Source organism: Acinetobacter sp. WCHA39, assembly GCF_002165385.1.
In the GTDB taxonomy this organism is placed as follows: domain Bacteria; phylum Pseudomonadota; class Gammaproteobacteria; order Pseudomonadales; family Moraxellaceae; genus Acinetobacter.
On the sequence record NZ_NHRP01000016.1, the window covers coordinates 1 to 11,060 of the forward strand.

The window sequence follows — 11,060 nt, forward strand, 5'->3', positions numbered from 1 at the left end:
CTAGGCAAAAAGGTTCCATTTTTGCCCATTGGGCATCAGTAAGTATGTATCTATCCATAGTACTATTATAAATTAATCAGTTGCCTTTGTTAATTCTCAACAGACCCTAGATTGAATAAAAATACTGAATAATGAGTAAAAACTCACTTCAACGAAATATTGATTACAAACCAAAAAGTAAAAAATTATCTATCAACATACTTAATCTCATAATTTTTTGTCGCAAAATTGCAATATAAGTGTCACATCTTTGTCATGCCAAACTGTTCAGATATAACCAAAGTTATATAGGAATAGAATTATGGCTGGTTTATCAATTTGGCACGTCGTTATTTTTGCAATTGTGGTGATTTTACTATTCGGTACATCAAAGCTTAAAAATTTAGGCAAAGATGTTGGTGGTGCTGTTAAAGATTTCAAAAAGTCTATTAAAGAAGATGAAGTTACTGCGCCACTCAATGAGCCTCGTACCATTGATGCTCAAGTTAAAAATGCTGAAAGCTCAGTAAAAAGCTAAGCGAGCGGAATTATGCTGAACTTGGGAATGACTGAGATTTTTTGCTTTGCAGTTATTGCATTGCTGGTGCTCGGTCCTGATAAATTACCTGAAGCTGCACGGTTCGTAGCAAAATGGTATGGGAAAATTAAAAAATTTATCAACAACGTTCAGAATGAGATTGATCGTGAGCTAAAACTTTCCGAGTTTCGGGAAGAAATGCAAAAAGAAATTGAAAAGATTACTGAGCTTGAACGTCGGCTACAAAAACAATTAGATGAATTAAAAACTCAAAATCATGAGGTAGAGACTGCGCCATCAGTAACTAAACCTCAAAATTCGATTCGCTATGTGCCATATCACTCAAGTTCTATTATTCCTTTTTGTGTTCAATACCAAAAATCATCTGTGATTGGTATGGAAGCATACCCATCGTTGAATCAGTTTGATAACGAATTAAAGATTGCCGTATGAGCCAATTACCATCAACTTCAGTCAGTACTGAAGAAACCCTACAACAAATGCCGGTCATGCAGCATTTAATCGTACTTCGCCAATATCTTTTTAAGATTGTTGGGGTAACAATTTTTCTATTTTTCTGTTTATTGCCATTTAGAAACCAGACCTATCAATGGCTGTCTGAACCGCTAAGGCAGCAATTGCCAGCCACTTCAAGCATGATCGCCACAGATGTCACGGCGACATTTATGGCCCCCTTTAAGCTCAACCTGTTTGTCGCTTTTATGCTGGCAATGCCCTACATCATTTATCAGGTTTGGTCATTTATCAGACCTGCGCTATATGAGAAAGAACGCCACTTAGCCATTCCCCTATTGTTGGGCAGTATTGTGTTGTTCTATTTAGGAGTGGCTTTTGCCTACTTCATTACCTTGCCAGCCATCCTGCATTTCTTTATTAGCGTATCGCCTGAAACTGTAGCGCCCATGACAGATATCAATAGTTATTTGAGTTTCTGTCTAAAGCTATTTCTGGTCTTTGGCTTCACCTTTGAAATTCCAATTATTACTTTAGTGTTGATTTTGATTGGTGTCGTGAGTACACAAAGCCTCATTGAAAAACGCCGTTTTATTGTTGTTGGATGCTTTTTCGTGGCGATGTTTGTTACCCCACCTGATGCTTTATCCATGATTATGCTGGCTGTTCCGATGTGGATGCTATTTGAAATCGGTTTACTTTTTGGAAAAATATTAGAAAAGCGTAAAGCAGTTTCAGAATAATAATATCTCTGTTGAATCCCTGAATAATCTCAGGGATTTTTGTATTTTTAAACTTATATTTTTCATATATTTATAAAAATTAAATTGTCTTCAAACTGCCTTAAAAGTGTCAAAAAATTGTCATCTATCAAACATAAAATCAATCTAGATTTATTTACCATTTATTAAAGATATGGATTTATTATGACAGCCAATACAAATCAGCCAAGTCGTCGTGATATTTTAAAGTGGTTCGCGGGTGTTCCGTTTTTACCACTAGGGGCAATGGGCACAGCAGCAGCTTTAGCAGGTTGCAATGATAATAACGATACTACCGTTACGCCAACCGTACCTGCTGCAAAATTTAAAAATGCTAAATTTACACCGATGGCAGCGCCTTCAACTGTTGCCGATATGGCGACAACCTCAGTTAAATCTGGTTTGACCATTACGTGGGATGATAATACAACCACAGAATACAAATTAGGTTATCAAGAGTTTTTCCGCACAGGTACTCTAGTCGACAATATCGATGGTGGAAAAATCATTGCAGGTAGTTATTATGATATTAATAATCAACCGATTAAAGATACTTCTGTAATCGGTCAAGAACGCCAGTTTTTCTCTGACTCTCCTGATGGTTCATCTTTAATCCACATCAATGGCGCTTCTGTATCTGGTGTGGCTAACCCTGTATTCCACGTTGTTCAATTTGAATACACGACTAAAAATCTGGCAAATCAAAATATGTACGGCAAGTTGCCATCACCAATTGCGGTGCTTACGCTGGATCAGGATCAAAAGACGGGTCATCTGGCATTGAAGAAATACCACAATGTCGATATGTCTAAAGTTCATGGTCTATGGATCACCTGTGGTGCTAGCCTTTCTCCGTGGAATACTCACCTTTCAAGTGAAGAATATGAGCCTGATGCATTTGACCAAATCGGTTCAGATCTGGCAATGCTCAAAGCATATAGTAAAAATCTATATGGCAATGAAAATACTGCAAATGCATATAACTATGGTCATTTGCCAGAAATCATCCTTGATGGCAAAGGGCGTGCAAAAGCAGTTAAACACTACTGCTTAGGTCGTATTTCACATGAACTGATTCAAGTCATGCCAGATAACCGCACTGTAATCATGGGTGACGATTACACTAACGGTGGTTTCTTCATGTTTATTGCAGACAAAGAAAAAGACTTATCTGCTGGAACTTTATATGTTGCGAAATACACATCAGAATTGAATGAGACCTCTACCGCCGCAATCAAATGGATCAAGTTAGGTCATACTGATAGTAAGACCATCGAAGACCTCGTGAATGTTCGAGGAATCAAATCTGAAAACATTATGGAAAGCTTGAAAACAGCACCAGCTGATTTAACAGGTTATACCAAGATTGTGTTAGATGGAAAATCGCTGTGGGTTAAACTGAAAGAAGCCAACAATGGCTTTAGCAAAGCTGAGATTGAGCTTGCTGCTGCATTCCTAGAAACACATCGATATGCTGCCCTAAAAGGCGGTAGTATGGCTTTCACAAAAATGGAAGGTACTACCGTAAATATTAAAGATAAAGTTGCTTACTCTGCACTTGCCAATATTCAAGAATCAATGATTGGTGGAAATGCAGCTTGGGTTGAATCACATAATGTTAAGTTTAAGAGCACGCTAAAAGCAGGTGGTGTCCTTGGACATGACCTCAAAGGTAGCCAAGTTGATCATCTTAATAATGTGATCAATAGTGAATGGACACCTTACCAAAGCCATATGGTTCTTATGGGTAAAGATATTACTGTGGATAGCTTAGGTAACACGGCAGATCCAAATAATATTGCAAGCCCAGACAATTTAAAATTCTCTGAAACTTTACGCACATTATTCATTGGTGAAGACAGTGGTAACCATACCAATAACTTCCTATGGGCATATAATGTTGATACTAAGTCTTTAGATCGTATCCTCTCTACTCCAGCAGGTGCAGAGTCAACAGGTTTACATGCGGTGGATTCGGTCAACGGCTGGACTTATATCATGAGCAATTTCCAGCATCCAGGCGACAGCTCAAAGATTCCAGCAGATGTAAAAACAGCAGTGCTAAAAAACTATAACAATGGCTTTAGCGCGTGCGTGGGCTATATCACGGCGGATGTTTTGCCATCGGTTGAAAAGACAACCTCTGCTAAATAAATTTGGTTGATAAAAAATACCGACAGCCTTGTCGGTATTTTTATTTCCATAGATCTGCTTTCATTTCGATAATACGCCCCTGCTGCTCACCTTGCTGTGTTTTCTCTAGCCAATGCCATTGTTTTGAATCAAGCCTTAAGAAGTTTGAACAGCGTGTGCCATAAATTGGGCTTTGGATAAAAGTCGAGGACAGCAACGCTTCCATCTCCACACTAATCCCTGTATCAGGTAACAAATCTGGAATAATTTTTCGTTCATCTTCCAAAATATCCCAGACTGAATATTGCAAATCAGATTCTGTAATCGTTGATTGTTGCAACATTGGTAAAAATTCTTGCGTATAGCGTTTACGTAAATGTTTGGTTTTCTCCCAATCTTCTGACATTAAACCGTTGGAAACAACATAAACACCATTCGCTAAGACTTGTGGTGCTTCCCCCCGATTACTCATATAAACCGCTTGCTCTCGATCACCGATAAACAAATTAAAACCAGCGTAGTCCTGTTGTTGCTGTTCTAATTGTTGTGCAAAACGAAAGGGGGCTAAATCACTTTCTAAAAAAGACTGGATTAAATGTCCACGTGAAGTTGAATATTGGTTCTTATCTCGTCCATTGCGAAAATTAGTCACGATTGCCCAACGCCCAGACTCAGTGACCCCCATCCATGCCCCACCTGACTGTAAATCTTGCCCAGCAATTATCGAACTGTGATCCCATCGATGTAAAACAGTACTTGGTCGATGATAAAATTCATCACGATTTGAAATTAAACACAAGGGCATATCATCAAGAACATACCATGCAAAAGCGACAATACACATTGATCCTGTTTTCACTCATTTAGCGTCTGTTGACTTTCACATTGAATGTACAACATTTTTCACATCATTCCGCTACAATCTGCTCAAAACTTAATTTCAAATTCTAAATTGAGGAACAGCAATGCTGACCTATCCAAATATTGATCCAGTGGCACTGAGTTTAGGGCCAGTCAAGGTACACTGGTACGGATTGATGTATCTCTTGGCATTTTTATGCGCTTGGGGCTTAGCCTCTTATCGTGCTAAACAACGTGATGGTTGGACTGCCGATATGGTCTCCGATCTGGTGTTTTATGGCGCTCTAGGCGTCGTACTTGGTGGTCGTATTGGCTATGTCTTGTTTTATGAGTTTGGCAAATTCTTAGAAAACCCGCTTTGGTTATTCCAAGTCTGGACAGGTGGAATGAGCTTTCACGGCGGTTTCTTGGGTGTCATGATCGCCATGCTATTCTGGTGTAAGAAATATCAGAAAACATGGTTTCAAACCTTGGACTTTATTGCACCCTGTGTACCGACAGGTTTGATGTTTGGTCGTATCGGTAATTTTATTGGTGGTGAATTGTATGGTCGTCAAGTTCAAGACCTTAGCTATCCATTTGGTATGATTTTTCCAACTGATCCTTTAGGTTTAGTTCGCCATCCGTCGCAAATTTATCAAGCGCTCTGTGAAGGTCTGATTCTATTTATCATACTTTGGTGGTTTAGTGCTAAACCACGTCCCCGTATGGCGGTTTCAGCATTATTCCTAATGGGCTACGGAGTTGCACGTTTCTTTATGGAGTTCTTCCGTCAGCCCGATGCAGATCAAGGTTTTATTCTATTCGGTTGGATGACCAAAGGTCAGATTCTCACTGTACCAATGTTACTGATTGGACTGTGGATGATGTGGTATGCCTATCAGAAAAAAATCTACGATTGGCAAATTAAAAAATAAAATAATGGGAGCAGATGCTCCCATTTTTAGATCTAAACTTTTCCTAACAACGCTTTTACGACATCACCTAAACGTTTACCTTGCGCTTCGCATAATACTTTTTCATCTGCACTCAAACTTTGATCATGACGAGGGCCACTGACATGGCTTGCACCATAGGGTGTTCCGCCTGTTTTGGTATTGGACAGGGCTGGAACTGAATTTGGCAACCCCATGATGAACATACCATGATGGAATAATGGCGGTAACATGCTAAGCAAAGTACTTTCCTGCCCACCATGCATCGAGCCAGAAGAAGTAAAAACACATGCTGGTTTATTATGCAAAGCACCATTCAACCATAAACTCGTGGTTTGATCCCAAAAGTATTTCATCTCGCTCGCCATATTACCAAAGCGAGTAGGTGAACCAAGTGCCAAACCTGAGCAATACGTCAAATCATCTAAAGTACAATAAACATCCCCCTCTGCAGGAATGCTCGGTTCTGCTTGGGTAACAACAGTTGCGAGATTAGGAACGGTTCGAATACGAGCTGTGATACCAGAAGACTCAATTCCATCGGCAATTAGATGAGCCATTTTTCGAGTTGAACCATATTTACTGTAATAAAGAACAAGAACGTAAGGTTGCATCACTTTAATAAATTTTGTTAAAAAGAACACTATACGACATTTTTCCTCTTTTGAGCCGTAATTAATCCTGTGCTGACACAGGATTTTATTAAAAATAACTAGGATAGAACCCATGATCTTAAATCGTTATCTAAAAAATCTGCCTTTTTTAGAAAAAACATGGTTTCAATTTATTGTATTTGTGTTACGGCGTTTCGAAGCTGATCGCTGTAGAGAACAAGCTGGAGGACTCACCTACACCACCTTGTTTGCAGTTGTTCCAATGCTGACCGTTTTCTTAGTCATTATCTCCTCAATTAAAGCTTTAGAGCCTGCTCGACAACAACTACAGCAATTGATTTACAGTAATTTTTTACCAAAAAGTACCATTGCCTTTGACAAAGCATTGAACGCATTTACAGATAAATCCAGTAATCTCACAATTATTGGGGTGCTATTTCTATTTGTGACCACCGTACTTATGCTCACCTCAATCGAAAATGTCTTTAATCGTATTTGGCGTGTCAAAGAAACTCGAACAGGTCTTGTTGGTTTTATGCGTTATTGGACAATAATCTCTTTAGGTCCAATCATTCTAGGCAGTGCTTTTGTACTTTCATCTACTGTCGCCTCAATGAATATTCTGAGCAATAATTTTGCGGGCTATCAATTAGATGGCTCCTTCCTTTTATGGCTTATTTCATTCCTACTTACAATTGTTGGCTTTTTCATTCTTTACTGGACCATTCCTAATCGTAGCGTCCCTATTCTTTCCGCTGTTATTGCTGCATGTTTTAGCGCAACAGTATTTGAAATTTTAAAAAATTTCTTTGGCTGGATTATGAGTAATTTCACCAGTTATGAAATTGTGTATGGTGCTTTTGCTGCTGTTCCAATCTTCCTTCTGTGGATTTATTTGTCTTGGAACATTATCTTATTAGGCGTAGAAATCAGTTATGCACTGACTGCTTTTCATTCAGATAAAGAACAAAAGCGTCATCCTATCTTAATGTTATTAGACATATTGGAGTTATTTTATAAAAAGCAACAAATTGGAGAAAGTGTCAGTGAACAAGAACTTCTTGGGATTATTGGACGTGGTGAATTAGGACGTTTACCTGCATATATCTTACAGTTAGAAAAACAGAATTTAGTCAAACGTACAGACAACGATGAGTATGTATTGGCTAGAAATCTTGCGCAAGTCGATTTCTGGAGCTTTTTTACAGCACTCCCTTATCCCCTGCCATTACGTCATGATGTCGCCAATATCCATCAAGATGATGAATGGATGGAACGACTTGGCCCAGCCCTCATCGAGAGTAATGATTATTTAGCTGCAAAACTTTCGATTCCTCTTTCGACGATCTTTGAACAGAAGTAAAAGAAAGACCTCAACAGAGGTCTTTCTTTTACTGTCTCGCTTATACGAAATTAGGTAGAAGCTATTTATTAACAGCACTTGTTTTTAATCATTATGCTTGAACAAATGTATCCCAATGATATTCTCCTGATTGGGTTATTAGTTTCATGGTTAATTGATCATTTGGGTGTAATGCCCCGACGCCAGCAGGTGTACCCGTCATAATCACATCACCCGCTTCCAAACTAAAGGACTGATTAATTTCAACCAATAATGCACCAATATCAAAAATCATGTCTTGGCTAAAACCATGTTGGCGTTCAACGCCATTAATCATTAAAACAAGCTCTAACTCTTGTAAATCGCCAATTTCATCTGCTTCAACCCAGTCTGCCAAGATACATGCACCGTCAAAAGCTTTTGCTCGCTCCCAAGGCTGCCCTTTCGCTTTTAAGTCATTCTGCAAATCACGTAAAGTTAAATCCAACCCTAAAGTCACAGCACCAATCGCTTCTAAAGCTTTGCTTGGATTGGTTTCCTGCGACAATGGGTGTGCGATCTGCAAACAAATTTCACATTCAAAATGACATTCACCCAAAGCCTGATTCCAACGGGCACCTTGGGCTAAGCTACTCAAACTACTTGGTGGTTTGATAAATAAAATTGGGCGATCAGGAATTGCATTACCTAGTTCTTTCGCATGTTCAGCATAATTCCTGCCTACACAAACAATTTTTGACGGACGTGTGCTCATAAAAGCTCCTTGTTCCTTAAATCGCGAATGAAGTTATTTTTTAAAACTATTTTCAAATTTGGTTTGATCTGCTGGATCATTGAATGAACGCTTTGGAACAATAATGACGGTATGATTCTTCAGCTCTAACATATACGTGAGCTTTCCAACTGCAAAAGATTGCACCTCAGCATACTGCGCTATTTGCTTTTTACCTGTTGAATAAAGTTCAAAATGATCTTGATAGAGGTCAATTCCCTGCTCACTTTTTCCAAATTGGTAGCGAACAAATTGACGTTTAAACAACATCGGTAACAACCAATAGCGCATCAATCCTTGCATAATCAGAAAAAAAGCACCTAATGCAACGTAATAACGACCAACGTCTGAGAAACCTAAATAGATTCCCCAACCAATAATTGCAATACTAATAACAGGTGTTAGAAAACGACTAAAGGTCTTTTTACCAAAAGTGACAAGAGCAAAACCATCTTGTGATTCTTCTAAATTAAGATAATAGCGCACAGATACAGTTGGACGTTGTTCAGACATTTTTGATTTCTAAGATTTGAAAAAACTCATCTATTAGAACATAAATGACTTGAGCGTAAATCAGATTTATAGCGATTTTATACAAAATTCAAATACGGCGTAGCACTACTCTAAGTTGCTTTTTAACAAAGAGATGGAATTTCTAATTCAGTAATAATCAAATTACACTTAACTGATCAACATTAACCGCTATAAGTATTTACTTGCATAGATAACGCTTTGTCTAAGGTTTCGATGCTCAAGAAAGTTTTACACAATACGACTGTTTTTTAAACAAAAAAACTTTTATTAATAGCAAGGCTCTATGATTTACTGATGAATGCCACTGACTATATCACTAAGAAAAATCAAAGGAATGTGATGTTTTATTTGAATGGATTTATATTAACGACTCTTGTTTTTAGCATAACGCAAACTTGCTTTGCACAAATGCTGACTTGGAATGACAATATCCCAAGCGCTTTACAACCTTTTCAAAATAACCCCCAGCTTTTGGCAAGCTACACGCAAAATAATATTTTCATTTATGCGCATCCAACAACTAAAACTAACCTCCCCACTCTCAAATCCAATTCACAACAAAACGCCAGTTTTACATCCGCAGCACTTATTGTTCCTACCAATGTACAACAGGTTAGTAAGACCCTGACTGACTTTAATCACTATGTCGGTCTATTTCCAACACTTAAATCGGCCAAAATACTAGAACAATCTGGCAATACTGTAAAAATGAAATATCGTGTCTCCATTCCAACGCCTATTCCAGTGCTCAATTTTAATGAAGACGTTACCTTACAGCATCAGATTAAATCGAACAGTATTTCCAGTTTAGTGATTGATTCTCCTATTCCATACGGTTTAGGAAAGTTTGAATGGTTTGCCTTAGATGATCATCGAACTTTAATTACGCTCACCCAGTGGGGAGATTTAAATCAACCTAAAGGTTTTATTTTTAAAAAAATTCTGAATGCGATTCCAGAGGTCAAATTAGGGATTCCGAGCTCAACCAATGCTTTTATCCTAGAATCACTTCGAACACGCTTTATTAAACAGAATATCGTTGCCTTAAATTCAGGACAAATAGCAAGCCCTCAATTAAATGAAGCTCAATTGGCTAAGATTGCACAACTGAGTCAAAATGCACAGCAACCCATTAGCTTTCTGCATGCTCCAACCAGCATCATGTACACCCATGGACGTGAAGCCATGCGCTTCACCACCACCTATCAATTTTATCAACAGCCAACACAGCAATTAAATAAATGGTTAAACCCTTTAGCCTATCAAGAATTATTTCCAAGACAAATCAAGAAAATCATCACCTCTCCAATCCAAAATCAGGGTCAAGATGCGGATATTCAAGTGAATGTGGGTTTAGGTGTGATTAATATTCCTTTTGCATTTAAGCTGCATTTCAACTATCCAAATACTGTTGAAAATAACTTTTATGCCAATGGTGGTGATTTACGATTGATTAAAGGAAAAATGGTTGCTACAGAATTGAATCACGGAAGTTTATTTAAAATAACCAGTTCAATGAAAATTGATGAAAAAGCACCCTTTTTATTAAGGGCTATGCGAAGTTTACCCTATCATGATGTACTCCCCGCAGTTGGTGGTAATACTGTGTTTGTTCAGAAAATTAAAGCAAAAATGTAAGGCACAAAAAAACCGCATTTAAGCGGTTTTTTTCACTTTATCTTTCGATAAATTCAAATTGGTGCGCTCAGAGAGATTCGAACTCCCGACCCCTTAGTTCGTAGCCAAGTGCTCTATCCAGCTGAGCTATGAGCGCATATTTGATGGAGCGCATTATACGCATTTTTCCCCTATTGATAAGTGTTTTTTAATAAAATAGAAATCAAATGGTGATAGATTGATCGTTACAAGTTTACAACGCAAGAGTTATTATATTTAAAAACAACATAAACAACTGATTTTATTGTTAATAAAAAATGAAGAGCCTTAATTTGAACATCAAATAGATATTTTATAGTTTAACTACTCCAACTTACAGGCACAAAAAAACCGCAATTAAGCGGTTTTTTCTATTAAGTTGGTGCGCTCAGAGAGATTCGAACTCCCGACCCCTTAGTTCGTAGCCAAGTGCTCTATCCAGCTGAGCTATGAGCGCATTA

The 11,060-nt window shown here is 38.1% G+C and carries 11 protein-coding genes and 2 tRNA genes; 7 read left to right on the forward strand and 6 right to left on the reverse strand.

Going from position 1 to position 11,060, the window contains the following annotated elements:
- The first annotated feature begins 301 nt into the window (after positions 1–301).
- From tatA to CDG56_RS09530, 4 genes are all read left to right on the forward strand, one after another.
- Complete coding sequence (gene tatA, locus CDG56_RS09515) at positions 302–517, forward strand: twin-arginine translocase TatA/TatE family subunit (protein ID WP_087536479.1); 216 nt, start codon at positions 302–304, stop codon at positions 515–517.
- Between the two features lie 12 nt (positions 518–529).
- On the forward strand, positions 530–970 hold the full coding sequence (gene tatB, locus CDG56_RS09520) for a Sec-independent protein translocase protein TatB (RefSeq protein ID WP_087547722.1): 441 nt from the start codon (positions 530–532) through the stop codon (positions 968–970).
- On the forward strand, positions 967–1,734 hold the full coding sequence (gene tatC, locus CDG56_RS09525; protein ID WP_087547723.1) for a twin-arginine translocase subunit TatC: 768 nt from the start codon (positions 967–969) through the stop codon (positions 1,732–1,734). Before tatB ends, tatC begins: the two co-directional genes overlap by 4 nt.
- Positions 1,735–1,917: 183 nt before the next feature.
- Positions 1,918–3,906 (forward strand): PhoX family protein, encoded by a 1,989-nt coding sequence (locus CDG56_RS09530; RefSeq protein ID WP_087547724.1) that lies wholly within the window; start codon positions 1,918–1,920, stop codon positions 3,904–3,906.
- A gap of 40 nt (positions 3,907–3,946) precedes the next feature.
- On the opposite strand, the gene CDG56_RS09535 is transcribed toward CDG56_RS09530, so the two are convergent.
- Positions 3,947–4,729 carry an NRDE family protein gene (locus tag CDG56_RS09535; protein ID WP_087547725.1) on the reverse strand — a complete coding sequence of 261 codons (783 nt, stop codon included), beginning with the start codon at positions 4,727–4,729 and terminating at the stop codon, positions 3,947–3,949.
- A 121-nt stretch (positions 4,730–4,850) separates the two neighbouring features.
- Between CDG56_RS09535 and lgt the strand changes: the two genes are divergently transcribed.
- Complete coding sequence (gene lgt, locus CDG56_RS09540; RefSeq protein ID WP_087536474.1) at positions 4,851–5,663, forward strand: prolipoprotein diacylglyceryl transferase; 813 nt, start codon at positions 4,851–4,853, stop codon at positions 5,661–5,663.
- Between the two features lie 32 nt (positions 5,664–5,695).
- On the opposite strand, the gene wrbA is transcribed toward lgt, so the two are convergent.
- Positions 5,696–6,295 (reverse strand): NAD(P)H:quinone oxidoreductase, encoded by a 600-nt coding sequence (gene wrbA, locus CDG56_RS09545; protein WP_087547771.1) that lies wholly within the window; start codon positions 6,293–6,295, stop codon positions 5,696–5,698.
- A gap of 112 nt (positions 6,296–6,407) precedes the next feature.
- Here wrbA and CDG56_RS09550 point away from each other — a divergent pair, with 112 nt between their 5' ends.
- The gene (locus tag CDG56_RS09550; RefSeq protein WP_087547726.1) at positions 6,408–7,658 is read left to right on the forward strand and encodes a YihY family inner membrane protein; all 1,251 of its coding nucleotides are present in this window, start codon (positions 6,408–6,410) and stop codon (positions 7,656–7,658) included.
- A 91-nt stretch (positions 7,659–7,749) separates the two neighbouring features.
- Here the strand turns inward: CDG56_RS09550 and CDG56_RS09555 are convergent, their stop codons facing one another.
- Together CDG56_RS09555 and CDG56_RS09560 are read right to left on the reverse strand one after the other, a co-directional pair.
- Positions 7,750–8,391: a fumarylacetoacetate hydrolase family protein gene (locus CDG56_RS09555; protein WP_087547727.1), complete on the reverse strand. Its 642-nt coding sequence runs from the start codon at positions 8,389–8,391 to the stop codon at positions 7,750–7,752.
- 33 nt (positions 8,392–8,424) lie between these two features.
- Positions 8,425–8,922 (reverse strand): YcxB family protein, encoded by a 498-nt coding sequence (locus CDG56_RS09560; RefSeq protein WP_005156231.1) that lies wholly within the window; start codon positions 8,920–8,922, stop codon positions 8,425–8,427.
- A gap of 360 nt (positions 8,923–9,282) precedes the next feature.
- Between CDG56_RS09560 and CDG56_RS09565 the strand changes: the two genes are divergently transcribed.
- Complete coding sequence (locus CDG56_RS09565; protein WP_087547772.1) at positions 9,283–10,581, forward strand: hypothetical protein; 1,299 nt, start codon at positions 9,283–9,285, stop codon at positions 10,579–10,581.
- 59 nt (positions 10,582–10,640) lie between these two features.
- On the opposite strand, the gene CDG56_RS09570 is transcribed toward CDG56_RS09565, so the two are convergent.
- A tRNA-Arg gene (locus CDG56_RS09570) sits at positions 10,641–10,717 on the reverse strand.
- 262 nt (positions 10,718–10,979) lie between these two features.
- Positions 10,980–11,056: transfer RNA gene (locus CDG56_RS09575), tRNA-Arg, on the reverse strand.
- Positions 11,057–11,060 lie beyond the last annotated feature (4 nt).

Bases quoted from the DNA above. Each gene is read 5' to 3' on its own strand.
- CDG56_RS09550 (WP_087547726.1), top strand. From the start codon at position 6,408: ATGATCTTAAATCGTTATCTAAAAAATCTGCCTTTTTTAGAAAAAACA.
- tatC (WP_087547723.1), top strand. From the start codon at position 967: ATGAGCCAATTACCATCAACTTCAGTCAGTACTGAAGAAACCCTACAA.
- CDG56_RS09555 (WP_087547727.1), bottom strand. From the start codon at position 8,391: ATGAGCACACGTCCGTCAAAAATTGTTTGTGTAGGCAGGAATTATGCT.
- wrbA (WP_087547771.1), bottom strand. From the start codon at position 6,295: ATGCAACCTTACGTTCTTGTTCTTTATTACAGTAAATATGGTTCAACT.
- CDG56_RS09560 (WP_005156231.1), bottom strand. From the start codon at position 8,922: ATGTCTGAACAACGTCCAACTGTATCTGTGCGCTATTATCTTAATTTA.
- tatB (WP_087547722.1), top strand. From the start codon at position 530: ATGCTGAACTTGGGAATGACTGAGATTTTTTGCTTTGCAGTTATTGCA.
- tatA (WP_087536479.1), top strand. From the start codon at position 302: ATGGCTGGTTTATCAATTTGGCACGTCGTTATTTTTGCAATTGTGGTG.
- CDG56_RS09565 (WP_087547772.1), top strand. From the start codon at position 9,283: ATGTTTTATTTGAATGGATTTATATTAACGACTCTTGTTTTTAGCATA.
- CDG56_RS09530 (WP_087547724.1), top strand. From the start codon at position 1,918: ATGACAGCCAATACAAATCAGCCAAGTCGTCGTGATATTTTAAAGTGG.
- lgt (WP_087536474.1), top strand. From the start codon at position 4,851: ATGCTGACCTATCCAAATATTGATCCAGTGGCACTGAGTTTAGGGCCA.
- CDG56_RS09535 (WP_087547725.1), bottom strand. From the start codon at position 4,729: ATGTGTATTGTCGCTTTTGCATGGTATGTTCTTGATGATATGCCCTTG.